Source organism: Alteromonas sp. KUL150 (assembly GCF_009811475.1).
GTDB classification, from domain to species: domain Bacteria; phylum Pseudomonadota; class Gammaproteobacteria; order Enterobacterales; family Alteromonadaceae; genus Alteromonas; species Alteromonas gracilis.
This window is the reverse complement of sequence record NZ_BLIJ01000037.1, coordinates 60,543-86,570: the sequence shown is the minus strand read 5'-3', so window position 1 is coordinate 86,570 and position 26,028 is coordinate 60,543. Positions and strand designations below refer to the sequence as shown.

Here is a 26,028-nt window from a genome sequence, read left to right as displayed (position 1 = left end):
GGTGAATGAGAAGTAGCAAAAGCCCTATTGGCGTGCTATCAAGTAAATAATAACGCTAGTGCGGCGCGTTGATAGCGCACGCAAGAAGGTTTAAGAGGTAAGATTTACCGAATAACAGGTAAGAACGCTAGTGAGGTTTAAAGACACCTATCACATTTTCGTTTGAGCGAGTTGCAGCACTCACTTTCTCGTCGGTTTGGGCTTCGTTGTAGCCACACGCTACGCACTCTAACTTTTCAACATTATTTTCATAATAAAGTGAAATAGTGTCTTGCTCTTGGCATTTTGGGCAGGTTGCTCCAGCAACAAAGCGGCGTTTTACACGATTTGACATACATACACCTTTAAGAAATTTCGTCGTTATTATACCGTGAAATACTATGCGTTGATCAGCTTTTACCTTAAGTTTTTGATATTATACGCGCCCTTGTTTGTTCCATCACAGGTTACTCATGATTAAGCTTTCTAACGTATCGTTACTGCGCGGTCGTAAAATGCTGCTAGAAGACGCGTCTGCGCAGGTTTTTCCGGGCCATAAAGTGGCGCTAATTGGCAGTAATGGTTGCGGGAAATCCACCCTTTTTGCGCTATTACGCAATGAGTTAAGCGTAGATGCGGGTGATTGCAGCGTGCCGAGTGACTGGCGTATTGTGAGTGTGGCACAGGAAACACCGGCTACTAACAGAACTGCGATAGACTATGTTGTTGATGGCGACAAACATTTACGTTCATTACAGGCTAACCTAGAGGCCGCTGAAAAAAGCGGTGATGGCGTTCAAATTGGCCAAATACACGGTCAATTAGAGCAAGCTGGCGCGTACGATGTTGAATCCCGAGCGGCGACGATCTTGTCAGGCCTAGGATTTACCAATACCCAGTTGAGTGCGCCTGTAACAGACTTTTCCGGCGGGTGGAGAATGCGCTTAAATCTGGCGCAGGCACTACTTTGCCCGTCAGACCTTCTGCTGCTGGATGAACCAACAAACCACTTAGATTTAGACGCCGTTATATGGTTAGAGAAGTGGTTACAACGCTATGCTGGCACTCTCCTGTTGATATCTCACGACAAAGCTTTCATTGATAACACCGTTGCTCAAATTATTAGTGTAGAGCAGCAAAAATTGATTACTTATACGGGTAACTACTCAGCCTATGAGACCCAGCGTGCAGAGCGTATTCGCTTGCAGAACCTAGAGTATGAAAAGCAGCAGCAAAAAGTAGCACACTTGAATTCGTTTATTACGCGATTTAAAGCGAAGGCGAGTAAAGCAAAGCAGGCGCAAAGTCGTATTAAGCAGTTGGAAAAAATGGAAACTTTATTGCCTGCGCATATGGCTAGCCCCTTTAGCTTCTCTTTTGCCCCACCTACTGCGTTGCCCAACCCGCTCGTGCAAATGGAAAAGATCCAGCTGGGGTATGATGATCATATCGTACTGCAGCAGGTGAAATTAAACTTGGTGCCAGGCAGCCGGATTGGGCTTCTAGGGCGCAATGGACAAGGTAAATCGACGCTTATTAAACTACTTGCTGGTGTACACTCGCCTAAGCAAGGTATTTTCAATACTGCTAAGGGTCTAAAAATTGGCTACTTTGCACAGCACCAATTAGAAACATTGGATGCGAATGCCACGCCGCTTTTGCATTTGCAGCGTATTGATGAAAAAGCAACAGAGCAACAATTACGCGACTATTTGGGCGGTTTTGGATTTAACGGTGATGAAGCGTTAGCCCCTGTAGCACCCATGTCGGGCGGTGAAAAAGCGCGTCTTGTGCTGGCATTAATTGTTTATCAAAAGCCAAACTTGCTGTTGCTGGATGAGCCTACAAACCATTTAGACCTAGAAATGCGCCATGCGCTTAATATCGCCCTTCAAGGTTTTGAGGGTGCCATGGTACTGGTATCGCATGACCGCTTCTTGCTTTCATCGGTGTGTGAAGATTTCTACTTGGTAGATAGCGGCGAAGTAGAGCCCTTTACAGGTGATTTAGATGATTATCGAGATTGGATTTTAAAGCAGCAAGCAGCAGAAAAAGCTAAAGCTAACAGCGAAGCGAAAATTGCAAACAGCGATGATAAAAAAGCAGCGCAGCAAGAAAACGGCGTGCAAAATAAGCCGGAACGTAAAGTAGACCGTAAGGAAGAAAAACGTCGGGAAGCCGAGTTTAGGCAAAGTGTCGCGCCGCTTAAAAAAGCCATTGAGAAACACGAGAAGGCGATGGAAAAATACAGTGCAGCACTTGCGGAAGTCGAACAGTCTTTAAGCGATACATCCCTTTACAGCGATGATAAAAAAGCAGAGCTTTTAGCCTTGCTCGACAAGCAAACTCAACTCAAGCAGCAGCTTGAAGAGGAAGAGATGGCCTGGTTAGATGCCCAAGAACAAATTGAGCTAAAGCGAGAAGAGTATGACAATGCAATCGCTTAATCTCGAACCTGGTGTGTTTTGGGACTACAGTGTGTCCCGCTACACCAAGGGAAATATGGCGCCACTTGCAATATTACTGCAAGATAATCACAACGTTAATGTAAACGTATTACTGCTAGTAGGCTGGTGTCTTGAGAACAACTTCATTATAAACCTGCCTCAACTTAAGGCGGTAATAGAGGCCTCAAGTTCCGTTGAAGAAAAACTTAAGGTTCATAGAGCCAAACGTAAAGCGGCTCACCCTGACAAGGGGGCAGGCCCGGCCGTTTACGCTGCGCTGAAAGCTGAAGAGCTTGAGCTTGAGCGCGAGCAGCAGCGCGATATCGTAGCTGCTTTTAATGAACAATCAGTGGTTCATCTAGGGCAAGCTCAGTTGACGACAGGGTCGGTATTTAATGCGTCTGTGGCCGCGTTTATCAATGCATATGGTCTTCGCGATAATGCTGAAGCCCGTCGTCTTGTCAGCCTAGTGATTAAAGAATTATCGTAAAAGAATAAGAAAATAGAATGAGTAAATCAGCGCTTTCACATGGAAAGATTGTAAAAAGTAGCTTTAAGGTGCCTGGATGGGCCAAGAACCGCCATGTGCAGACGATTTGGCCGCGCTTTATTCAAAAGCGTTTACCTTTGTCTTACCACATGGAGCGATTAACACTACCTGACGATGATTTTGTCGATGTCGCTTGGGGGCCTAAGCCACAAGAAACCTCGGGGATCGTTGTTATGTTTCACGGTCTCGAAGGCAGTATAAGGTCGCATTACGCTAACGATATGATGGCTCAGCTATCAGTCAATGGGTGGCAGGTGGTGATGATGCACTATCGTGGCTGCAGCGGCGTACCTAACCTTAAAGCAAGAGCGTATCACAGTGGTGAAACGGAAGACCCGAGCTTTTTCTTAGAGTGGCTGCACGAGAAATTCCCACGGATCCCCAAAGTGGCTATTGGTTTTTCTCTTGGCGGAAACATGTTGCTGAAGTTACTCGGTGAGCATCCAGCTCAAAAATGGCTAAAGGCCGCTGTTGCTATATCTTCTCCGCTCAAGCTTTCCGAGTGTGCAAAGTCTATTAACCAAGGCTTTTCAAGGGTATATCAGAAGTATCTGCTTACCAGTATGAAAGACACACTGCGCAAAAAAATGGAGTACATCGACTATCGCAAACTTATTCAGCTAACGAAAAGCGATGTAAACAATATTACCAGCTTTACCCAGTTTGATGAAAAAATCACGGCACCCCTTCACGGTTTTGCTGATGCCCAAGATTATTATGAAAAGTGTAGCGCTTATCATTTCTTAAGTGCAATTCACTGTCACACGTTAGTACTGCATAGCATTGATGATCCGTTTATGAACCATCTTATTGTGCCCAAAGAAGAAGAGCTTGCCCGCAATGTAACGGTAGAGTTGAGTGAGCGTGGTGGACATGTAGGGTTCATGCAAGGCTCTATACTGAACCCTAGAGTGTGGCTGCATGAGCGGGTGAAACGCTTTGTCAGCGAAGCGTTGCCCGTTAATACCACCTGTAGTTATGTGAGCCGCTAAATCGCGATGTTTTTGTCGTAAAAATTGCAATCTACGTTCTTAACGAGGAGTTTTAATGATAGTTCCCATCAACGCGTTAGAAGCCGATACGCTTTACAGCTTGGCCGAATCTTTTGTACTGCGCGAAGGAACCGACTATGGCGAAGAAGAAGTGTCTCTAGACGTTAAAGTTCAACAAGTCTTAGATAGACTTAAGTCTGGTGAAGCCGTGTTAGTTTACTCAGAACTTCATGAAAGCGTGGACATAAAAAGAAAAGAAGATATTCAGCCAAGTGACGAGACTGAATAAACAAAAAAGCCGGGTCGAGCAACCCGGCAACCTTCCTGAGGAGAGGGAGGCTTAAAACGCGTATCGTGCAGTGACCTGCATAATATCCAAATCATCAATAATGCGGTAATTCGCACCAACCGCCCATTGTGGGGTGATATAGTAGTTAGCGCCTACTCTGAATGTAGCTTCGCCGTCGTCAACATCGTAGTAACCCACTTCACCCGCTAGCTCTACTTGCTCTGTAATCATTGAGCGAAGACCTGCGTTAATGCTGTAACCTGTTTCGTCGTTTACATCACCGTCAATGCGCTCTAAGTTTGCGCCGAAATACGCGTCGGTAGTGGCATTTACAGGTAAACGATAGCCAGCGCCAAGGGTTAACATATCGAAGTCGAAGTTACCCTCTTCAAAGAAGCTGTATTCACCGTTAAGGTACCAGTTGCTGTTTAAAAGGTACTTACCGTTAACGGTCAAACCATCTGGCTCGAATGACTCGTTGTCATCAAAGTCCATCTTAGTGTAACCACCTTCCACATAACGCCAGTCTGGTTTGTCTGCCATAGCTGAAAGAGGAAGTGTAGCTGCAGTCAGTGCTGCCGTGATAAGTGTGATTGCTTTGCGCATGTGATAACTCCTTAAATGTTCAGCAGCCCGCTTAATATTGAAAAGCGTGTTTAGCACGCCCTAAACCGGACGTTACGAACTGCCGGATTGATGAACACAAAAAACAAATTTCCTTTTGTGACATCGTTATTCTTTCCATAAAGAACTCGCATCAGATTTAATCATCAAGATGACGTTCACTAGAAACTTTGCAAAGGCTTTGCCAACAGCAGCATGTTGCTCAGAATTCTTTGTGTGAAATTTTCATAAGTAATTGATCAAAATATAAAAAATATTCTGTAGTTTAAGGGGGCACGCCATAGATTTATTTAAGGAAGCTAATAGATTGTGCATTCTAGATACATTTTGGCATGACTAACTGTCTCTAAAAAACAACAGTTATCCTTTTGTATAGGTCATCGGACGTTCTTACACACTGGTAATAGGGCCAAGTTTAAAATAAGTTTTTTCGCAAATTGTTGTAAGTAAAAGCAAAAAATCACTCCTGGCGCTCACACTATCGTGTTGGAACGCCTTTTGCTGATGTGCCTACGAGTTATCCAATTTTCACCTTTGCCATTTCGGCATGGAATTCGTGGGAATTCGTGATTACAAAGCAGGTAATCACGAGGGTGGAAGGAAAGGAGTAGAGCACCTTTTCGAGTTTGAGCAGAAGTAATCACGTTGGTTTTGTGCACTTATCCGCTGGGAAGCGACGAACCACACTTACGTTCACCATCACTTGGATGACTATTGTTTTCAAAAGGAGAGGACAAATGGCTAAGCCAGTTTTATTTTTCGACTACGTTTCACAAAAGAGAGCTAAGCATTCACGTAAACACGTGCTATCACGCATTCTTTTAGCGATGACCAGCGTTATCGCACTCGTTAACTTTCAGCAAGTCATGGCAATCGAGGTTAACGACAGCAATCAGCCTCAAAAAACGTCACCGGTTTTACAGTCAATTATCGATGCTGCGCGCGATTCGGCAACGCAAAGCTATGAACAGGATGATCATGGATTAAACAGTAAGTTAAAAGAGATAGATTACACCACCTATCGGTCGATCCGCTTTAAGCCAGAACAGAGTTTATGGCACGGCGAGAACGACTATGAACTGCAGTTTTTTCACCCTGGCTTTTTATATGAATACCCAGTCACTATTCACACTATTGGTGGGGATAACAAACCAGAGCGACTTGCGTTTAATAGTGAGATGTTTAACTACGATGGTTCTGCATCGAACTTGGCTGGATTGACCGACGAAAAGTCTGGTTTTGCGGGATTTCGCGTTCATTATCCAATTAAGAGCGAAGGGTACAAAGATGAATTCGCGGTATTTCTAGGTGCGTCATACTTTCGCCTTGTGGGGAAAAATCAGGTTTATGGCATTTCAGCTCGAGGCTTGGCTATTGATACGGCGTTGGCGAAAGGCGAAGAATTCCCCCACTTTACCGAGTTTTGGATAATTGAGCCTAGCGAAGGTAAGCCCATTACAATTTATGCACGTCTTGAAAGCCCCTCAGTAGCTGGCGCGTATAAATTTGTCATTCAGCCGGATATTGACACTCGTGTAAAAGTAGAAAGCTGGCTATTTGCTAGAGATGATGTTAGTAAGCTTGGTATTGCGCCATTTACCAGTATGTTCTTGTATGGCGAGAACACTGAAAAGCGTCATGATGACTATCGCCCCGAAGTACACGATAGCGATGGTGTGCTAATGGTCACTCACGCAGATGAAGAAATTTGGCGACCGCTTACTAACCCAGCCCGTTTGCAGGTTACCTCTTTAAGCGATGCAAATCCTAAGGGGTTTGGCATGCTTCAACGCGATGGCGAATGGGATAATTATCTAGATGCCGAAGCCAATTATCATCTACGTCCAAGCCTTTGGGTAACACCTGAAGCTGGTTTTGAGAAAGGCCGGTTGGAAGTGGTAGAAATTCCCACTAAGTCTGAGATTCACGATAATATCGTCGCCTTTTGGACCCCCGAAAAGCCGTTTAAGTCAGGAGAGTCGCTCTATTTCGCCTATGAATTGAAGACCGTAGAGCAGAATCCATTTGTAAGTAAACTCGCTTCTGTAGTACGTACCCGTCAGGGCAAAGCTGTGCTACCCGGCGACGAGTTCAAAAACGACAGTTTAAATACTACTAGACAGTTCAGTGTAGACTTCAGCGCTCCTTCTTCGGTGTCTTTTGATGACAAGTCAATGAAACTTATTGTGCAGGGCACTAACGGCGCAATTTCAAAGCAGCGTCTCTATCCTGTTGCTGATGGTCAAGAATGGCGTGCCACATTTTTCGTAAAACCTAAAGAGAAACAAACCGTTGATATGCGTGCATATATTGAGCACGACGGTAAACGTGTAAGCGAGGTTTGGAACTATGTCTATCAACCAAAATAACCCCGTGAACACATCATCTAACGAGGCTAAAGCCGAATCTCAGGTTAAAAGTGACGGCGCGGTGCGTCAATCACATTTCATCTTAAAAGGAGAGCATATGCGTTTGTTCATCATGGCAATGCTGGTTATTCCAAGTACGGCGCTGGCCGGTTGGAGTTTGTACGAAATATTTTTACCTAATGGGCTGACTAATTTAGAAATTGCGCAGTTAGGATTAGGGCTTACCTTGTTTGCATGGCTATGTATGGCTTTTTGGACCGGTATAATCGGCTTCTTTCTACAGCTTTTTAACATCGATCCGCTTAGCTTACGGAAAAAACAAGCGCAGCCTAGTGTTGATATGCCACTGACGCAGAAACACGCTATTGTAATGCCGGTGTATAATGAAGATACCCGTCGTATTATGGTGGGGTTCGAGGCCTGTATTCGCGAGCTGATGGAAAGCAAAAATAGCGCTCAGTTCGATTTTTACATGCTAAGTGATACCCGTGATATGGAAAAAGCCGATGCTGAACTGCGCGCTTTTACCCGTCTAAAAAAACGCTTAGGAGCGTTTTCAAATCAGGTTTTTTACCGTCGCCGCGAGCAAAATCTTCATAGAAAAGTGGGCAATCTTAAAGAGTTTTGCGAACGCTGGGGGGCTAATTACGAGTCGATGATTGTGCTTGACGCGGACAGCGTTATGACCGGAGAACGGATGCAAGATCTTGCTCGTCGTATAGAACAAAATCCAGATACCGCGCTGGTGCAAACTATTCCAATGCCGGTGCGCCAGAACACATTTTTTGGTCGCTTTGTACAGTTTGCGGCCCATTTATATAGCCCAATGCTTGCCACTGGATTGTCATTTTGGCAAACCGATAGCGCCAACTATTGGGGGCACAATGCCATCATTCGAATTGCGCCTTTTATGCAGCATTGCGGGCTTCCTACACTTGAAGGGCGAGCCCCATTTGGTGGCGAAATATTAAGTCATGACTTTGTAGAAGCGGCTTTATTGCGCCGTGCTGGGTGGCAGGCCTACTTGCTTACCGATACAACAGGCAGCTACGAAGAAGTACCAAGCAATATTGTTGATTACGCCATTCGCGACCGTCGCTGGGTGCAGGGCAATATACAGCATTTGGGGCTGCTTAATGTGAAAGGCCTTAAAATGGAGAACCGTCTGCACTTTTTATTTGGTGCTTTCGCTTATATTTCGTCACTCATCTTATTTTGCATGTTGGCGTTGGGCACGGCCGATGCGTTAATACGTGCAACGTCAGTACCTGAGTTTTTCGTCTCTGAGTATCAACTTTTCCCAAGTTGGCAAGTGGCTCGTCAAGACATGATGATGGTGACGATGTGGGGAACCGCAGCGCTTCTCTTTTTACCGAAAGTGCTGGGTATTGCATTAGCGTTGATAAAGCGTCGCAGCGAGTTTGGCGGAGCGTGGTCATTGCTCAAAGGCGCGGTTGTTGAACTGGCCATGGCTGTGCTTATTGCTCCTCTTATGATGTTCTACCACAGCTATTTTGTGATCAGTGTTTTTGTTGGTCATTCTGTTAAGTGGGAAGCGCAAGAACGTGAAGGACGTAAGGTACCTTGGAGCGTTGCAATTAAACATACGCAAATCATGAGCTGTCTAGCAGTAGCGTGGGGAGTCACCACATTCTACTTTACGCCCTCGCTGTTTATGTGGCTGCTACCTGTGTTAGTAGGCATGGTATTGGCCGCGCCTGTTATTCGTTTAACCAGCAGTGACAAGCTAGGCGTAATTATGCGGAAGTGGGGAGTATTCGTTATCGACCAAGAAGTTTACGAGTGCAAAGCCCTTAAGCGTCTACGCGTAGCGATGAACTATTTTGCAATTACACAGCATAAAGCAGAGGTGCCCGCACTGCCAGATAATGTATGGCAAAGCATGCCGGTGCAGGCGCTTGGTGAAAAGCCTTTACCTATGCGTTACAGATTACCAAATAGCGCCCACTAAGTATTGAGTAATACGAGCATAAAAAAACCGCACTCAATGTGCGGTTTTTTTATCTATGCGGACTGGTATCAGGTAACAACAACCTTAACTGAAAGTAGCGCAGGCAAAAGCTGGGTTTCTTCACCCTATTTGCCAACCTGTTACTGTTCAAACGTTACTGAAAATGTCACAGGAACCGTTGTTGTGATGCTTTTAAGGCCAGCAATTTTTTGAAGTGCAGCTACGCCATCAGCAAGACCGAAAGATTCAGCTTTGATAAGCGTAGGTGCTGTGGTTGATACTGATAACATATCGTCACTGACCTTACTGGCTTGCACAGAAAATGAAGTAGGTACCGCTTTACCATGTAGCGTTAGTATACCGTTCACTTTTCCATTAACTACATCACCTGTCTGAAGATTCATCATCGATTCAGGTAAGCTTGCTTCAAAGGTCGCTTGTGCAAATTTCGTTACGTTAAACAGCATCTCCTGCATCCGCTCGTTACGAATATCAATTGCCGTATTAACCGACGACAAATCCACAGCGACGCTGAGTTTACCGCTATCAGACAACGATCCCTCGAAGCTATCAAATTTATGAATTTCTGTAACTTGGGCGTTTTTCGTTGATAAAAAATGTAGCACACTGGTTTCGCCGTCAATTGACCAATCGGCTGCAGCAGGGAACGCTAGCCCACAAGTCAGCAATGCTGCCGATAACGTGCGAATACGTGTAATAATCATAGGTTACTCCTTCTACTATTGGGTTCCATCTGGCTTGATTTAACCACGACCAGAGTAATGAGGCCCAGCAACATTACCACGCTATTATACGTTGGTTAGCACGCTGCGCTATCAGTTTGATACGCGCTAATGCCGATGCGGGTTTACAAAATCATTATACTGGACAACATCTTGCCATGGCACTCGTTGATCGCCCATTACCACAAAATCTGGGTTCTCTAGCGAATGACGTTGGTTATAGGTGAGAGGTTCAAAATTTGCAGCTGCAATACTGCCGCCTGCTTCAGAAACAATACACTGAGATGCCCCCGTGTCCCATTCGCCAGTGATGCCAATACGCATAAACACGTCTGCTTTACCTTCTGCGATAAAGCACGCTTTCAGCGAACAACTTCCAAGAGGGAGGGTTTGATATACCCGTTTTGCGCACATTCTACTTAGTACTTTTTCTCGCGACTGACGACGACTGATAGCGATCATAACAACGCTATTTTTAGGGTCGTCTAACTTACGCACTTTGATCGGGTGATCACCATCTGGCGATGATTTAAATGCGCCCTGGCCTTTTTGAGCGTAATACAGTGATTGTCCGGGAGGCCAAAATATAACGCCAATGGTTGGTTCGTTATTTTCGATCAAGGCAATATTTACGGCAAAGTCGCCGCTTCGTGCAATAAACTCTTGAGTGCCGTCGATCGGGTCTATGAGCCAATATCGCGGCCAATGCTTTCGCTCTTCTAAACTTGCGTGTTTATTTTCTTCAGAAAGAATGGGGATATCAGGTGTAGCGGCTTTTAGGCGCTTGTTAATGATATCGTTTGCCAGGTAGTCTGCGCTGGTGACAGGGGATTCGTCTTCTTTCTGGTAAGCGTCAAACTCACCTTTGTCGTACACTTCTAATACGGCTTCGCCAGCTTCAACGGCAATTTTTTTTGCAAGTTCTAGTAGGTCGGCATGGGCGTCATCGGGCATAGTTTATTGTTCCTTAAACCACTTTTGAGCTAAAAACAGCGCAGCTATGCAGCGTGCTTCTATAAAGTCTTCTCTAGCAAGTAAAGCATCTGCTTCATCTAAAGGCCAATGAATCACCTCGAGAGGTTCAGGCTCATCACCTTCTAGTTGCTTAGGATACAAGTCGCGGGCTAGTACGATGGTCATGTTGGCATTAAAGAAGGTTGGTGCCATACTCACTTTATGAAGCTCAATAAGGTCGTTGGCAGCAAAGCCTGCTTCTTCTTGAAGCTCGCGATTAGCTGCTTCAATGGCGGTTTCGCCCGGGTCAATTAAACCTTTCGGAAAACCAAGTTGATACGAGTGCGTTCCAGCGGCATATTCACGAATTAACACCATGGTGTTTTCATCTAGCATTGGCACAATCATCACCGCGCCTCTGTTACCCCCAGCCATGCGCTCAAACTCACGGGTGGCACCATTGGAAAACTCTAAGTCTAGGCGCTCTACCCTAAAGAGTTTACTCTGGGCAACGATTTCACGAGAATGAATTTGTGGTAACGGTTTGTTCGGATCAATTTTCGGCATGTCTCTCGCTACAACTTTGTTATCATACTTGTATACAATTTATTAGCTTACTTCATTATAAGGAAAATCGCTTGCCCTTTCTGCCCTGGAATGAAATAGATACTGTACTACTCGATATGGATGGAACTCTGTTGGACCTCCATTATGATAATCAGTTCTGGCTGCACCATTTACCTAAGCGTTTAGCGGAGTTGCGAGGCATTTCAGAAGCACAAAGCCAACAGGAAATGTCAGAGCGTTATGAAGCAGTGTTTGGTCAAATACAGTGGTATTGCTTAGATTATTGGGCTGAGTCACTGGCTTTAGACTTAGAAAATGAATTTATGCCGTTGAAACGGGAGCTCGCTCATTTACTTGCACTTCGAGAAGATACCATCCCTTTTCTAGATGCTCTGCATGCATCTGGTAGAGAAGTCGTGCTGGTAACTAATGCACATCCCAATAGTTTGGCTCTCAAGATAGAGCATACTCAGCTTGACGCCCACATTGATAATCTGATTTCAACCCATGAGTTCGGGGTTACCAAAGAGTCTCAGCTGTTATGGGAACGTTTACAAAAGCGGGTGAAGTTTGATGCCAACAGAACGTTATTTGTTGATGATTCATTGCCGATATTGAATGCGGCAAAAACCTACGGAATTAAACATTTGTTGGCCGTTGATAATCCTGACAGCACCCTGCCAAACAGAAACATTAGTGAGTTCCCTGCGGTGCGCGATTATCGTTTGATGCTTGAAGATATCAAAGCAAATCCAGTGAGTAATGCTGCAAAAAAACGTTTTTAAAGGACGAAAGTAAATGGTCTCCGATACAATTTATGTTGGTTCAATTAACCCTGTTAAGATTAATGCTGCATTAAATACCCTATCTGACACCCTAGAACATGACTTCGATGCGCAAGGTATGGCAGTTCCAAGTGGCGTGCCATACCAGCCAATGAGCGAGGACGAAACCCGTTTGGGGGCAATAAATCGGGTTAAAGCTATGCTAGCTCATCACCAAGGTGGATTGGCCGATGCCTGGTATGTGGCTATCGAAGGGGGAGTGGATGTTTTTGAAGATGGCCCTGCAACATTCGCTTATGTCGCGATATACCATGAGGGTCATTGGTCAGTAACGAGAAGTGCCAGTTTGCCCCTTCCGGTTAGCGTTTATCAGGCACTTCAGCGAGGCGAAGAGCTAGGGCCGGTAATGGACAAACTCTTTGATATGACGAATGTTAAGCAAAAGGGCGGCGCGATCGGTCTGCTTACGTTGAATCACGCTACACGACAAAGTGTGTATGAAGTCGCGTTAACGTTGGCCATGGCTAAATTTCACTTTCCCGATCTCTACACCGATTAGTCGCTGCATCATAACTTTGTTATGCAATTGCCATTTTATAGCTAAATACTGAGCGCTCACAGAGGATAGCGATTTATTGTGAGCCTTGGTCGAAATACTTGGCTAACTTACCTTTTTGTACCAGTCCGCCTAGATAGTCACCCACTCAGCGAGACTTAACACGTTCGTAATCGCGGCGTGTTACCGCAGGTATTGATACTAATATCGTCTATTGCGTTGCTCTGAAATCTTTACCGCGTTAAGTAATCTTTTCTGATCTACGGCGTTATTTTTTTATCATCAGTTTGTCTTTATCTCTGCAAGGTATTGAATTAATTTGAAAATAATTCAATTGTCACCTTGGCTTTCTAGTTGCACCACTCTCATTCCAAAAGGATTAAGGAGAGTGACAATGAGTGAGACAATTAATACCTACAACCCTGCTACAGGTGAAAAAATCGATCATTATCATTTGATGTCAGCTGAAGACGCAGAGCAAGCCGTAACGCGTTCGCAAGAAGCGTATTTGAACTGGCGTCGTACATCATTTGAAACCCGTGCAGACTTGTTAAACAACCTTGCTGACTTAATGGAAGAGCGAATTGATGATTTAGCCAGCCTAATGACAAGGGAAATGGGTAAAGTAACGGCTCAAGGTAAGCAAGAAGTGCAGCTGTGTGCAGAAATATGTCGCTACACTGCCGAGCACGGTGCATCTATTTTAGAAGATGAACATCGTATTTTTGAGGGTGGTCGCGCCATTATCACTTATCAGCCAATCGGCGTGATTCTAGGTATTCAGCCTTGGAACTTCCCGCTTTATCAAGTTATTCGTTATAGCGTTTCAAATATTATGGCAGGCAACACGACTGTACTTAAGCACGCTAAAAACGTATTCGGTATGGCGCAGGCTATCCAACAAATGTATGAAGATGCAGGATTCCCTAAAAATGTATACCAGTCGCTGTTAATAGATGGCAGTACGGCAAGTGATTTGATTAAACATAAGCATGTTCGCGGCGTAACCTTTACTGGTAGTGATGAAGTAGGTAAGCAGGTAGCGAAAGAGGCAGCAAGCTTATCGAAAAAAACGGTAATGGAACTTGGCAGTAACGACGCCTTTGTCGTACTTGAAGATGCGGATATCGATAACGCGGTAGAAATGTGTATTCAAGGTCGAGTAATAAATAATGGCGAAACTTGCGTAGCAGCCAAGCGTTTCGTTGTAGTAGATAGCGTGTATAACGAATTTAGAGACAAATTTGTTGCGCAGTGTAAGAAGTTGAAAGTGGGTGACCCTACTGACGAAAACACAGATTTAGGCCCAATGGCGCGCGAAGACCTACGTGACGAATTACACGAACAGGTAAAAAAATCACTGGAGGCCGGTGCTACACTGACCTTAGGTGGAGAAGTACCAGATTCAAACGGTTATTTTTATCCTGTAACTATTCTTGAAGATGTATCGCCTGGTATGCCTGCTTATGATGATGAACTATTTGGCCCAGTAGCGTCTTTGATTAGAGCTCGAGATGACAAGCAGGCGATGGAAGTAGCGAATGATTCGCGCTATGGATTGGGCGGCGGTATTTTCAGTACCGACACTGATAAAGCCATTGCGCTTGCGAAAGATGAGTTTGATACAGGTATGGTAAATATTAACGGTTATTCGTTAGCACAGCCTAATCTACCGTTTGGTGGAGTCAAAGATAGCGGCTATGGTCGTGAACACGGTGGTTATGGAATGCGAGAATTCGTTAACATCAAAACCATTATGGTAGCGGAAAATACTGCAGACTAATCACCAGCAAGCTACTTAGCGTTAAAAGGCGGGCAATTGCCCGCCTTTTTTGTGTCTAAAATGCAAAGGCTAGCTCCCTCATTTTTGCAGTTATCATTAAGCGCGTTTTTCATCATACATTTCTGGGCGATGCTTCGTGTAATCGGCTCATCGTTTTACTCTTTATGGAAATTCAGGCAATTGCTCTGATCTTGCTGAACTAATTTCATTACTGTGACGGTCTTTTCGTAAAACAATTGTGTATAAAGAATTGGGCGTCAAAACAAGGAGAATGTGATGAAGGCTCTAAATAGACAAAAAGAGACATTGAGTGTGGCGTTGATTAATCGACCGGTTATTCGCCGTTTCGCGTTACGTACTTTTTTAACTGCGGTCGTGCTCTCCCTTCCACTTCCATCTGTTGCCCACGCAAACTCTGCTTCGCATGAAGAGCGTAACAATGCCAATACGGCGAGCGCTGAGGTATCTCCGCGTTTGTGTAAAGACGTATCGCTTCAAGTATTAGGCTCTGGCGGCCCCGAACTCGATGACGGCCGAAGCTCTAGCGCTTATCTTATTTGGATAGACGAAAAGGCGCGGGTTTTGATTGATGCGGGAAGCGGAAGTAGCGTGCAGTTTGGTGCTTCTGGCGCTCAATTTGAAACGCTGAATGCCATCTTGCTTTCTCATTTACATACTGATCATGCGGCGGATTTGCCTAGCTTTATCAAAGGGGGGTACTTCACAGACCGAAATACCGATTTATTAGTAATAGGGCCTGATGGAAACGACGTTATGCCATCAACTGAGGATTACATCGCCTCACTATTAGGAAAAGAAGGCGCCTTTAGCTATCTATCTTCTTACACCGTTAAAGGGCAAGATGACTACGCTATTTTACCAAAATCTGTCAATAATGCGTTTCTTGAGACGCCTTTCGACCACAAGATTGATAATGAGGTTAGTATTGAAGCCATTGCGGTAAATCATGGTCCCATTCCAGCGCTTGCTTGGAAAGTAAATGCAAAAGGCTGTGAGCTCGTGTTTTCGGGAGACACTAACGATGAAGAAGGCCACCTTGCAAAGTTTGCGAAAAACGCTGACCTGCTTGTGCTGCATAACGCAATTGACGATTCTGCTCCTCAAGCAGCAAAAAATCTTCACATGACGCCTACTCAACTCATAGACATTGCAAAGCGCTCTGAAGCTAAGCGAATAGTATTGTCGCACTTTATGCAACGAAGTGAACCTGGTATCGATGCACTCACTGAGGCGATGACGGTCATTGCCCCCGGTCGTGTGTATGCGGCTCAGGATTTAATGAATATTACGCTTGACGAGTGAGGGCTACAAAGGTAACTCGCGGGCGTTACCCCTCGCTAGGAAACTTGCCACTGCCTTCTGAGTGGGCAATTATCTATGCGGATTGGTATAAGGCTAATACTGTCGCGACAAATAAAAATGCAGAGCATGCGGCTCTGCATTTTTTATTTGATTCTGTTGCTAATATGTTACTGCGGGGCAAAAGGCAGCGGAATAGGTGTCCCGTTTACGCTGGCTTCTCCATTTTTTAACGTTATTTTAGTTTCATAACCACTCTCAGTTTCTTTTATTAAACCCTGTTGCGCAAATGTACTCAACATCATGGGTGTTTGCTGGTCTACCGCAGCTTGAAGTTCTTCTTCTGTCATGTTCTGCGCCTGTGGCGTGGCTAAAAGTTGGCCCATCATATAGCCAGATGCCATGCTCTCTGCAAAGGCTTTGTCGGCAGTAATTTGCGCGTCTGCTAGCAAATGTGTTATCCAGTAAGCCACATCTTCCATGGTGCCTGGCAGCGCATCAATGCCGACTAACTTCGTACTAGCATGAGCATTAAATGACCCTTCTGGTAATGTTGCTTTCAGTTTTGTTATGTTTAATTCAGGCTCAGCTTTAAGTTGGGGGAGTAAGTTTGCTTCGACAAACTCCATCATTTTGACTGGTACTTCTTCAGCAGGCAAAAGCAATGAGGTATTGCTGAATTCTTGATAGGCTTTGATGAAATCTATGTCTAAGTTATTGATAGCAACACCTAGCACCATATCGGTGGCCTCAATCTCAGGGCCAATGACTTTATCAATCGCATACTCCACATACACATCAGCCGTATTTTCATCTTCGTTTACATTGGTATCTGTAATAAGTGCGATGTTGTCTAATTGAACTTTTGTGCCTGGTTCTATACCAGTGATTTCCATGCTTTCAATAAGCGCTTTTACTTTAGACTCAAACAGGTCGCCTTTTAACGCTTCTATAATACTGCCTTGGTAGCTTACGTCCATTGATAGATTAGACAATGTCATTGAAACATCATCAGCATCAATGCTAAGTGATTCACCAAAAGAGGTATATACCGTCTCACTACCTTCGGGCTCTGCTTCGCCTTTGTAACCCGAGAATAACAGGGTGAAACCCTCTTCTTCACTGGTTGCGCTAAGGGCAGGAATAACATCTGCGTAGTGCAAACCACCGAATAAGCCCACTACCCCGTCATTTTGATAAATTGGCTTTTGACCGTCCCACTGTACGTACTCTCTTAGTTCATCGCCATCAACAGAGACTGAGTATTGGATGCGACCTAGACCAACGCCGTCGCCAAAATAGACTGGTCCGTGATGTGCAACAAGCGTTGCAACAACACTGGGGTTTTCTTCAAAAGGCATTTCACTAGGCGCAGCATTCTGCGCATTTATCAATGCTTGAAAATCAACGGCAAGCTTTATTTCAGCGGTGGTAGAAAACCAGCCCTTTCTATAAGACAGAACGTCGGCAGAATACATTGCCTGCTGATTTATTTCGTCGATAGCTGACATGACGTTATCTTGTACGCTATTCCCAATGAAATAAGGGGCAACGCCGAGCGCAACTAATGTGGCGCCGACGCCGGCTAGAAGAGGTTTGTTCATTTTACAATCCTTTGTTGAGTGTGTTCCAGTTGGCCCTGATAGGTCGATACCAAGACGTATACGTTGCTGTAGTTACTATCACTATTGAGCGGGGGGAAGCTGTATAGCAATGTAGCCGCTGTTGTTAGGTGTACCAAATAAACGGGATGCCTGCTGTACCTCATCAGGTAAGCTTTCATCTGGTTTAAATTTACCACTAACACGAATATTCTTCATGCTGGTGGGAATAATGGCATCCATAGACAAATTAAGTAGATTAGGCTCGCTCACCGTTATACCAATATGCTCGCCCTCGCAGCGCAGTTTCGCAGAGTAGGTGCCAAAATCAATAGGCCCTTGGGTTCCCGCTACTGTCGCATTTAGCCAGTCTCCAGAGCCGCTTAACGACCGACACGCAGGACCGAACGTTAAATCGTCCAGCGTTACTTTAAAGCGTCCACCAGCGTTTACTGGTAACGGCAAGCGAACTTGAGCAATCACCCTGTCTACTGGTAGATAAAGAGTGAAATTCTCGGTGCTTACCGTATTCTGGCTTAACAGGCCTGTTGTAACAGGCCCTTCAAACGCTACCTCGTTTTTATCGCGAATGTTTCCCGCTTTGAGATCTAATTTAATTTTCCCCACCAACATGTGCAGAGGGCTTAGTTCCCATCTAACGTTATAAATTGCTAAGCCATTGGCTACCACAGTTTGCGCTTTGCCTGAAAACAGAGTGCCGGTTACGCCACTAATTTCAATATTACTCGGCAACGATACGCGGCCTATTACCTGAGTAGCAGGCATGTAGGCTACAGCAAACAATAAGAAGGCGATAACGCCGCCTATAATCCAACTAACTTTCGACTTCATGCTTTACCTAACTGTAGTCGGCGAATTTTGATATAGCCTGGCGCATCGGCCTCGGCAATATCGGCTTGAAGGATAACCACTCCCATGTTTTCCATGGCCTTAAGCCAATCTAGAACACTGTTGAATGGGGCTTGATCGACCCATACTTGCAGCTCGTCGCCCTGTGGCTGCATACGTGAAATGGCAATGTCGTGCTGTGCAGTAGTGCGGTTTACCGCTTGTGGTAATGAACCAGAAAAGGCGCGCTTACCGCCACTTACGCGGCGCAACTGCTGTGCTCTTGCCGCACTGTCTTTTACCCAAACCAATAAGGATTGCTGGTTATCAAGCAGTTGCTTTTGCTTGTCTAATGCGGCGTTAAGCGGAGACCAAATTACAAAATAAAATAGCGCTATCACAATCATAACCGCTGAAATTAACACAAGCTTCTGCTCGCGTTCAGTCAGCGCTTTATACTTTTCTAAAAGTGCGTTCATAAGGTACTCCTTACCGACACAGTTCCGACAACACCATCGTCTCGATTGTTTATAGCACCTTGTTCAACTACAAACCCCGCGTTTTCTGCGGTACGTTTAAATTGTTCTAGCGCTTCAAAGTTTTTACCTTGAGCCTGAATGCGAATTTCAGTGCGCGCCGCGTCGAACCTCAGTGTTTGCGGCTTCACATTAGTGGCTGAAAACGCAGGCGCTAGCTGATCGAGCATAACGAGCATTGAGGCATCGCCGCCACCTTGTTCTAACTTAGCTAATTCACTTTGAAGCTTTAACTTCACGTTGCGATAGGTACCAATATTGGGGAACCCTGCTTTTACCGCCGCATTGATTTCGCTGCTTAGCGCCTGATTTTGCGCTTTAAGATGGTAGAGAGAAACGCCTTTGTCAATCAGGCTGGTACATAAGGCCAGCACAGCAAGAACGGCCGCCACTCGCCACTGACTTAATACTCCGCTGCGCTTGCGTTTAATCTTGTACTCGCCTTGGCACAGGTTAAAGCTACTTTGCATTGCTTCTTTAGCCAAAACCTGCATAGGTAGTTCTAGCGGCGCTTGTGCTTCTTCAATATTTGGCAAGCTGCTCAAATCTATGCCGGCGTAATTAGTAATTACCACAGGACTGTCTTGCTGAGCGGTAAAGTGGATAAGCGTTGGCAATAACCATGCTTGTTCGCCCTGCACACCTTTAAAGGTATCTTGGCGTACTAAAAGTTGTTCCCCAAGAGTTAATACTGACCATCCGTCTTGCGTCACTGGAACGGCAAGGACGTCAGGAATAATGGTGTCGCAAAATAGACCTGCTTCGCTTAGCCATGATTGCCACATTTGCATTTTTTCATGACTGACCACCGCTACCGCTTGCCTGTCGACTCGCCTTGGGCCAATGGCAAAAAACTGTTGGCTTATGTCGGTTGCAAGCTCGTCTTCAAGCATAAACGGAATAGCAGAAATGATTTTACGGCCCGCTTTCGGCGGAAGCTCAACCCACTTGAGCAAGATGTCGCTACTAGGCGCTAATGCAATAACGCCTCGCTGGCCAGCGCGTTCAGTGAGCGTAGATAGGTCTTCTGCATTGGGAAGTTCGCCAGAAGCAATGATTTCATCTTCTGTTTTCGAATAAACGAGCCAGCTTATCGGGTCGGTGTGGTTGGCGCCTAAACGCACCAGTAATTGTTCCATTAATAGGTTCCCCCAAACTCGCGGTTCACTACACGTACGCCACTATCGGCGCTGGCGTGAAACACGGTGGAAAGCTTAAAGGTTGCTTTGTTGTACTGTGTTTTTGTGTGCAACATAAAATATTCGGTTTTAACTGAAAACCATGCTTGTCGAGTACTTGTCAAATTAAGCGCTTGAATAGAAGGCTCGCTTAAAAAAGCATTGGTATCGTCCCATCCGTTTTGCGGGCGGCTGCTTATCAAACTGGCGGCTTGTTGCATATCTAGCCCCGTCAATCCTGCTAATAATGGCGCATCTTCTTCTTCTAACGTATTGACGTTAATTTTCAACTCATTGTAATCCGGTATAACGCAAACCAAAGGTAACACTTCATCGAGCCATTCTGGCGATGCACCGTTAATAATACGCAATTCACTTTTCGATGCCAGCGGCCCGTTAGCGGCAAGATAAGGAAACTCTCTGGACTCGTATTCACTATCTTCAGCACCGTAAGGTCGCATACTGTCATCCTCATCTACCCAGTCGGCCAAACTGTCTCGAAGTGTATCTGCTGTAAAGTTATCTAGCCCATCTACGCTAAGCGAGAGCAGCATAGTGTGGAAGGCTTCCATAGCTTCGGTGGTGTTACTGGAGCCGTTACTATTTGTGTTTCCTGACGCGCTACCAGAAACAATAGCGTTAAGATTGAAGCACGCCTGCAAATCTTCTAAGTTAGCGGTGAGGCCACCGTTTTCCAACGGATATGTAAATTCTTGCGCCCAGGGTTGGTCAATGGAAATAACCTCTTCACTTTCCTTCATTAACGACTGAATAGATTTTCGTGCAAAAGCTTCTGCGCCCATGGCGTACCAATAGGCTTGGTTATTATCTTTTAGGTTCATTGTGCGCTGAACCTGAAGTTGTAAGCGTGTGCCCATTTCAGTAGCGAGTACTGCCACTAGTGCAACGATCATAAGCACAATCATCAGCGCCACGCCTTTCTGCTTACTTGGCGGCGAGCGAAAAGCACTAACAACCGCTTTGCGGTTGACACTTTTAGGCATGGGATGGCGGAATGAAGCCATGTGAATCTTCTTCATGACGCTCCCCCTGTGGTCAAGGTGAATTCTCTGCGAATTTTTCCGAAGTCTTTACTGACAAACTCTATTGCCACGGCGCGAGGAAGCGCGGTTCCTTTATAACTTTCATTCCAAGAAAGGTCTTCATCTTCGTCTAAGGATTCGTTACTAGATGTAGCAAGAAACTCTATCTTAAGACTTTCTATGTCCTCTAACAGTACGCGTACCTTCGGCTCATAGCCAATGACGTTATCAACATAGTTGCTGTATAACCGTTCTAGCCTGTTTTCATTAAGGCGGTAGGCAACATATTGAAGCGTACTTCGTGGCAGCATAAGCTGAGGGTTGTGCCAGCCTCCCCGCACGAAGCCGACGCCGTCATCGTCACTATTATCAACCTCGCCACCGGCCATCACAACATCTTGCTTTTCACCGTTCACCCGAGCTGCTCGAGGTACGGCTTGCTGCAGATCTCGCTCAATTGTGATCATCGCGCGCTGCAATAGTTGAAGCTTTGCAAAGCGCTCTTCTGAAATATCGTTACTGTCAATAACCGTAGTGAGCAAACCGGTAGACGCAAGGCCAATAAGCGTGAAAATGGCCATGGCGATCAATATTTCTATAAGCGTAAAGCCGCGCTGCATACTAATTGTCCGCCGTTGGCTTAGCCACAAATGTGGTGACGGAAGTGACCGAGCTACCGTAGCTTTCGTCTTCACCTACAGAAACAGTAACGGCCCGTAAGTCGTTATCATTTGTTTTGGCTACCGTTTGTTGCCAATACCAAGTACGGTCGGCCATTTCCATGGTGCCTTTTAAATTGTTTTTGGGTGGCCATGTAGTATCTAGCTGAAGCTGATTCAGGCGGTTACTCGCAACCCAGTTGGCAAACGTGACAGCTTCAATTTGACCTACGCTCGAGAGATGCTCTCCTGCCGCTTTGAGTACTGCCGTACCTGTGAGCGCGAAAATAAGCAGGGCCACCATGACTTCAAGTAGGGTTAATCCGCGTTGGTGACGAAGTGCACTAGACACGTTTGAAGTGGGCGCGCTCATAGTGGGCGCTCCGCCGGTCCTTCAAGTACCAAAGGTGGTAGATCTTGGTTTTGCACGCTGTAATAGACAGGGTCGTCGCCGTCATCGCCTTCATAATTAAACGATAAGGTAAATGGCGTGATTTCGCCGCTCGACATGATAAGTATTTGCGGGGGAGGTAGCTTTTTCTCTTCTTCCTTACCTATCTCAACGCCCTCGTTAGCAACACTTAAATTTTCGTCAAAGATGTCTCTGTCAAATAGCCGGTCTTCAACATCCCAAGGTAGGTCGTCTAAATTTAATGTGAAAGTAAATGGTTCGGGCAAAGTATAGGGCTCATAGGTTTTTTCACCCTCGATACGCTGCCATTCATCATCGTCATCCAAGTAAACAAAGTAATACTGGTTTTTATCAGCTTCGAAGCGCACGCCAAGCTGCTGCTGATTCAGCACGGCAAAGTCGCTAGCCATATCGACGATAACTTGCAGACGCTGTGCTTGGCTTTTTAATAAATCAGCCTTGCTTGCGCCGAAGGCGTTGAACATAACGTACCCGGCCGCCAAGCCCATAAGCAGCAGTACAAGCATGACTTCCAATAGGGTAAAGCCTGCTTTATTAAACGATGTACTGCTGCGGTAGCGCATAAAGGCTAGTTCAGGTATTCGTTAATGTTCCAGTTACCGATGTCATCATCAGTACCTGGTTCACCGTCTGGACCGTTTGAGAAAATATCAACTACGCCTAGCTCTCCTGGGCTGATAAGCGCGTATGGATTGCCCCACGGATCTTCAGGCAGGCGCTTAATAAAACCACCTTCAGGATAGTTACGAGGAATAGGATCAATCGTTGGCGCGGTAACTAGCGCGTCTAAACCTTGTTCGGTGGTTGGGAAGCGATTGTTACGCAGCTTGTACATCTCAAGTGCGCTTTCCATTTGTTGAATATCGACAGCAGCCTTTTTAAGCTGCGCTTCTTCTTGGTTACCTAAAATCTGAGGCGCTACCATAGAGGCCATAATACCGATGATCAGAAGTACGACCATGACTTCAATCAAACTGAAACCAGAACTGCGATTAAGTGTTTTCATTAAATATTCACCATGTTGTTCAATGCTAAAATTGGCTGCAATATTGCCATAACGATAAACAGAACAATGCCTGCCATCGATACGATAAGTAAGGGTTCAAATACCTTAAGTGAGACACCAATAAGCGCTTCAAATTCCCTATCTTGATTATCTGCGGCTCGAGCTAGCATTTGCTGAAGCTCGCCCGACTTTTCACCTGATGCAATCATATGCATCATCATGGGTGGAAACATTTTTGTATTGTCCAGCGCTGCACGTAAGCTGCTACCTTCTTTCACGTTAATGGCTGCGTCGGCCACTTGGTTCTTAATATGTTGATTTTCAAGCACATCGCCAGAGATTCGCATCGCTTCAAGCAAAGGAACAGCGCTGGCGCTCAATATACTCAAGGTGCGAGCAAATCGTGCTGTGTTCAAGCCTCTCGATACTCGGCCTATCAACGGCAGCGTTAATAGCGCTTTGTGATAGCGCAGTTTCATAAGCTTTTGCTGCAATACGCGCTGAATGATAACGATAAGCACGCCTATGCCGATTAGCATAAATAAGCCGTAGTTCTGAAGCCATGTACTTACAGATATGAGAAACTGGGTGATGCCCGGCAGGTCTTGCCCCATGTGGTCGAATTGACCCACAATTTTAGGCACAACCACGGTTAACAGCAGTATCACGATCCCCATCGCAAAAAACAGCATTAACAACGGGTAAACCATCGCCTGTGTTATTTGGCTACGGGTTTGCTGTCTACGTTCGGTATAGTCGGCTAAACGATTAAGTACTGTATCAAGGTGGCCTGACTTTTCACCTGCAGCTACCATTGCGCGGTAAAGCTCGTCGAATACACTTGGAAACTGACCTAATGCATCGGCAAGCCCGTGACCTTCGACGACTTTACTGCGCACCGCCATCATCATGTTTTTCTGACGAGGCTTTTCGCATTGTTCTGCTACCGCTAGCAGCGCCTCTTCGACAGGAAGAGCCGATTCTACAAGGGTAGCCATTTGCCGAGTAAGTAGCGCTAAATCGGAAGCTGAAATACGAGGTTTAAACAGAGAAAATGAAAGCCCTTTGCCTTCGCTTTGTGTGCGCTCGGCAACTTGCTCGACTTCTAAAGGGATTAAACCCTTTTCGCGCAGCTGTTGACGCACCTGACGGGCATTATCACCTTCAAGTACGCCGTTTGTATTTTTACCGCGGGCATTAACCGCCTTATAAGCGAAGGCCGCCATTTAGTCTTCCCTCGTAACTCGAAGCACTTCTTCAAGTGAGGTAACACCCAAAAGAACTTTGCGGCAGCCGTCTTCACGAATGCTTGGTGTGGACGTTCGGATGTAGCGTTCAATGGCTTGTTCACCGACACCTTCGTGCATCATTTCGCGCACTTTCTCGTCTACTAACAATAGCTCATGAATACCAGTACGACCGCGATAGCCGGTTTGATTACAGGCGGCGCAGCCGTGAGGCTTGTAAATCGTTGTGCTGCTGGTGGCCTCTTGTCCCAAAACTTCTAGTTCTGAGGCATCCGGTGTATGAGGCTTCTTACATTCCGGACACAAAGTTCGCACCAAGCGCTGTGACAATACCGCTAATAGACTTGAAGACAATAAGAAAGGCTCAATGCCCATATCTTCTAGACGCGTTATGGCGCCGGCAGCGGTATTGGTATGCAGAGTAGAAAGTACCAAGTGACCGGTTAAACTGGCTTGAACGGCGATTTGTGCCGTTTCGATATCTCGGATCTCTCCGACCATTACCACGTCTGGGTCTTGGCGCAAAATAGCGCGAAGGCCGCGGGCAAACGTCATATCAACGCGCGGATTGACTTGAGTTTGGCCAATGCCAGGAAGATCAAATTCAATCGGGTCTTCAACGGTTAGAATATTTCTGTCTCGCGAGTTTATTTCAGAAAGCCCAGCGTACAAGGTAGTACTTTTACCTGAACCGGTGGGGCCGGTAACCAAAATAATGCCATGAGGCTTGCGAATAAGGGTGGAAAAGTGATTGCGATTTTGCAGCGTCATGCCCAAATCTTCTAGATTCAGGCGGGCATTATTTTTATCCAGAAGACGCAGTACGACACGCTCGCCATGACTCGATGGCATGGTAGAAACACGCACATCTACTGCTCGCCCAGCAATACGCAGCGTTATACGGCCATCTTGCGGAACCCGTTTTTCAGCAATGTCTAACTTCGCCATTACTTTAATGCGCGATACCAACATGGAAGAAAGCTTGCGGTTAGGGCGCAGAATTTCTCGCAATACACCGTCTACACGAAAGCGAACCACAAGCTGGTTTTCAAAGGTTTCAATGTGGATATCTGACGCGCCTTCTTTAATCGCTTCACCAAGCATGGCATTAATAAGCTTGATAATTGGGGCGTCATCTTCACTATCTAACAGGTCTTCAGTGTCTGGGAGGTCTTCAGCTAACGCAAACAAGTCGCTTTCGTTACCAAGATCTTCCATAAGCTGTTTCGCCGCTGAACTGTCACGTTGAAACGCGCTAGTCAGAAGGCTTTCAAATTCATCAGCGGGTATGGTTTTTGGCACAAAAGGCTCGCCGTAGAAACGGCGAACTTCTGCAAACACTTCAAAAGGTGTGTTTTCGGTAAAGTAGAGCACAGCAGGGGTTTCATTGGTTTCAAGTAACACCTGGTTGCGCTTGGCAAAACTAAATGAAAGCTGCCTAGGGCCAGCCTCAGCTTCAGGTAAACCCGCGTCTTCACCCATGGCTTCCAAGGCTTCTTCTTGCGCCTCTAATGCTTGAGTAAGTTGTTCGTCCTGCCCAGCCATT

Annotated in this window: 26 protein-coding genes; 10 read left to right on the top strand and 16 right to left on the bottom strand. The window is 45.7% G+C overall.

Annotated features, from left to right (window positions below; translation table 11 throughout):
- Window positions 1-127 precede the first annotated feature (127 nt).
- Complete coding sequence (locus tag GVO62_RS08840; RefSeq protein WP_105932473.1) at window positions 128-334, bottom strand: YheV family putative zinc ribbon protein; 207 nt, start codon at window positions 332-334, stop codon at window positions 128-130.
- A 118-nt stretch (window positions 335-452) separates the two neighbouring features.
- On the opposite strand from GVO62_RS08840, the gene GVO62_RS08835 reads away from it, so the two are divergent.
- Genes GVO62_RS08835 through GVO62_RS08820 form a run of 4 tightly spaced genes read left to right on the top strand, consistent with a single transcriptional unit; the run spans window position 453 to window position 4,257 of the window.
- The gene (locus GVO62_RS08835) at window positions 453-2,426 is read left to right on the top strand and encodes an ATP-binding cassette domain-containing protein (RefSeq protein WP_159118629.1); all 1,974 of its coding nucleotides are present in this window, start codon (window positions 453-455) and stop codon (window positions 2,424-2,426) included.
- Window positions 2,413-2,916 carry a TIGR02444 family protein gene (locus tag GVO62_RS08830; protein ID WP_159118628.1) on the top strand — a complete coding sequence of 168 codons (504 nt, stop codon included), beginning with the start codon at window positions 2,413-2,415 and terminating at the stop codon, window positions 2,914-2,916. The genes GVO62_RS08835 and GVO62_RS08830 overlap by 14 nt, the downstream gene beginning before the upstream one ends.
- A gap of 17 nt (window positions 2,917-2,933) precedes the next feature.
- The gene (locus GVO62_RS08825) at window positions 2,934-3,968 is read left to right on the top strand and encodes a hydrolase (RefSeq protein ID WP_159118627.1); all 1,035 of its coding nucleotides are present in this window, start codon (window positions 2,934-2,936) and stop codon (window positions 3,966-3,968) included.
- Window positions 3,969-4,023: 55 nt separating this feature from the next.
- Window positions 4,024-4,257: a YheU family protein gene (locus GVO62_RS08820; RefSeq protein ID WP_159118626.1), complete on the top strand. Its 234-nt coding sequence runs from the start codon at window positions 4,024-4,026 to the stop codon at window positions 4,255-4,257.
- Window positions 4,258-4,308: 51 nt separating this feature from the next.
- Here the strand turns inward: GVO62_RS08820 and GVO62_RS08815 are convergent, their stop codons facing one another.
- On the bottom strand, window positions 4,309-4,863 hold the full coding sequence (locus tag GVO62_RS08815) for an outer membrane beta-barrel protein (protein ID WP_120962413.1): 555 nt from the start codon (window positions 4,861-4,863) through the stop codon (window positions 4,309-4,311).
- A gap of 755 nt (window positions 4,864-5,618) precedes the next feature.
- On the opposite strand from GVO62_RS08815, the gene GVO62_RS08810 reads away from it, so the two are divergent.
- Together GVO62_RS08810 and mdoH are read left to right on the top strand one after the other, a co-directional pair.
- Window positions 5,619-7,250, top strand: a complete 1,632-nt coding sequence (locus GVO62_RS08810; RefSeq protein WP_159118625.1) for a glucan biosynthesis protein G — start codon at window positions 5,619-5,621, stop codon at window positions 7,248-7,250.
- On the top strand, window positions 7,231-9,222 hold the full coding sequence (mdoH, locus tag GVO62_RS08805; RefSeq protein ID WP_159118624.1) for a glucans biosynthesis glucosyltransferase MdoH: 1,992 nt from the start codon (window positions 7,231-7,233) through the stop codon (window positions 9,220-9,222). The genes GVO62_RS08810 and mdoH overlap by 20 nt, the downstream gene beginning before the upstream one ends.
- A gap of 140 nt (window positions 9,223-9,362) precedes the next feature.
- Here the strand turns inward: mdoH and GVO62_RS08800 are convergent, their stop codons facing one another.
- The 3 genes from GVO62_RS08800 to nudE form a co-directional block, all read right to left on the bottom strand.
- Window positions 9,363-9,947 (bottom strand): YceI family protein, encoded by a 585-nt coding sequence (locus GVO62_RS08800; RefSeq protein WP_159118623.1) that lies wholly within the window; start codon window positions 9,945-9,947, stop codon window positions 9,363-9,365.
- A gap of 126 nt (window positions 9,948-10,073) precedes the next feature.
- A complete protein-coding gene (cysQ, locus tag GVO62_RS08795; protein WP_159118622.1) occupies window positions 10,074-10,919 on the bottom strand; it encodes a 3'(2'),5'-bisphosphate nucleotidase CysQ in 846 nt (281 codons plus the stop codon).
- Window positions 10,920-10,922: 3 nt separating this feature from the next.
- Window positions 10,923-11,486 carry an ADP compounds hydrolase NudE gene (gene nudE / locus GVO62_RS08790; protein WP_105932482.1) on the bottom strand — a complete coding sequence of 188 codons (564 nt, stop codon included), beginning with the start codon at window positions 11,484-11,486 and terminating at the stop codon, window positions 10,923-10,925.
- 71 nt (window positions 11,487-11,557) lie between these two features.
- Here nudE and yrfG point away from each other — a divergent pair, with 71 nt between their 5' ends.
- From yrfG to GVO62_RS08770, 4 genes are all read left to right on the top strand, one after another.
- Window positions 11,558-12,271, top strand: coding sequence for a GMP/IMP nucleotidase (yrfG, locus tag GVO62_RS08785; RefSeq protein ID WP_159118621.1), 714 nt, complete (start codon window positions 11,558-11,560; stop codon window positions 12,269-12,271).
- Window positions 12,272-12,284: 13 nt separating this feature from the next.
- Window positions 12,285-12,830 (top strand): inosine/xanthosine triphosphatase, encoded by a 546-nt coding sequence (gene yjjX / locus GVO62_RS08780; RefSeq protein ID WP_159118620.1) that lies wholly within the window; start codon window positions 12,285-12,287, stop codon window positions 12,828-12,830.
- 391 nt (window positions 12,831-13,221) lie between these two features.
- Complete coding sequence (locus tag GVO62_RS08775; RefSeq protein WP_159118619.1) at window positions 13,222-14,610, top strand: NAD-dependent succinate-semialdehyde dehydrogenase; 1,389 nt, start codon at window positions 13,222-13,224, stop codon at window positions 14,608-14,610.
- Window positions 14,611-14,886: 276 nt separating this feature from the next.
- Window positions 14,887-15,933 (top strand): MBL fold metallo-hydrolase, encoded by a 1,047-nt coding sequence (locus GVO62_RS08770; RefSeq protein ID WP_159118618.1) that lies wholly within the window; start codon window positions 14,887-14,889, stop codon window positions 15,931-15,933.
- Window positions 15,934-16,100: 167 nt separating this feature from the next.
- On the opposite strand, the gene GVO62_RS08765 is transcribed toward GVO62_RS08770, so the two are convergent.
- The 11 genes from GVO62_RS08765 to gspE form a co-directional block, all read right to left on the bottom strand.
- A complete protein-coding gene (locus GVO62_RS08765; protein WP_159118617.1) occupies window positions 16,101-17,534 on the bottom strand; it encodes a YdgA family protein in 1,434 nt (477 codons plus the stop codon).
- Window positions 17,535-17,615: 81 nt separating this feature from the next.
- On the bottom strand, window positions 17,616-18,383 hold the full coding sequence (locus GVO62_RS08760; protein ID WP_159118616.1) for a type II secretion system protein N: 768 nt from the start codon (window positions 18,381-18,383) through the stop codon (window positions 17,616-17,618).
- The gene (gene gspM / locus GVO62_RS08755; protein ID WP_105932489.1) at window positions 18,380-18,859 is read right to left on the bottom strand and encodes a type II secretion system protein GspM; all 480 of its coding nucleotides are present in this window, start codon (window positions 18,857-18,859) and stop codon (window positions 18,380-18,382) included. Before gspM ends, GVO62_RS08760 begins: the two co-directional genes overlap by 4 nt.
- Window positions 18,856-20,055 (bottom strand): type II secretion system protein GspL, encoded by a 1,200-nt coding sequence (gene gspL, locus GVO62_RS08750; protein ID WP_159118615.1) that lies wholly within the window; start codon window positions 20,053-20,055, stop codon window positions 18,856-18,858. Before gspL ends, gspM begins: the two co-directional genes overlap by 4 nt.
- Entirely contained in the window at window positions 20,055-21,098 is a 1,044-nt protein-coding gene (gspK, locus tag GVO62_RS08745; protein ID WP_159118690.1) for a type II secretion system minor pseudopilin GspK, read from the bottom strand. The genes gspL and gspK overlap by 1 nt, the downstream gene beginning before the upstream one ends.
- A gap of 32 nt (window positions 21,099-21,130) precedes the next feature.
- Complete coding sequence (gene gspJ / locus GVO62_RS08740) at window positions 21,131-21,757, bottom strand: type II secretion system minor pseudopilin GspJ (protein ID WP_159118614.1); 627 nt, start codon at window positions 21,755-21,757, stop codon at window positions 21,131-21,133.
- 1 nt (window position 21,758) lies between these two features.
- On the bottom strand, window positions 21,759-22,169 hold the full coding sequence (gene gspI / locus GVO62_RS08735) for a type II secretion system minor pseudopilin GspI (RefSeq protein ID WP_120962432.1): 411 nt from the start codon (window positions 22,167-22,169) through the stop codon (window positions 21,759-21,761).
- Window positions 22,166-22,792, bottom strand: a complete 627-nt coding sequence (gene gspH, locus GVO62_RS08730) for a type II secretion system minor pseudopilin GspH (protein ID WP_159118613.1) — start codon at window positions 22,790-22,792, stop codon at window positions 22,166-22,168. The genes gspI and gspH overlap by 4 nt, the downstream gene beginning before the upstream one ends.
- A 5-nt stretch (window positions 22,793-22,797) precedes the next feature.
- Window positions 22,798-23,235 (bottom strand): type II secretion system major pseudopilin GspG, encoded by a 438-nt coding sequence (gspG, locus tag GVO62_RS08725; protein WP_012520130.1) that lies wholly within the window; start codon window positions 23,233-23,235, stop codon window positions 22,798-22,800.
- Entirely contained in the window at window positions 23,235-24,461 is a 1,227-nt protein-coding gene (gene gspF / locus GVO62_RS08720) for a type II secretion system inner membrane protein GspF (protein ID WP_159118612.1), read from the bottom strand. Before gspF ends, gspG begins: the two co-directional genes overlap by 1 nt.
- On the bottom strand, window positions 24,462-26,027 hold the full coding sequence (gene gspE, locus GVO62_RS08715) for a type II secretion system ATPase GspE (protein WP_159118611.1): 1,566 nt from the start codon (window positions 26,025-26,027) through the stop codon (window positions 24,462-24,464).
- Window position 26,028 lies beyond the last annotated feature (1 nt).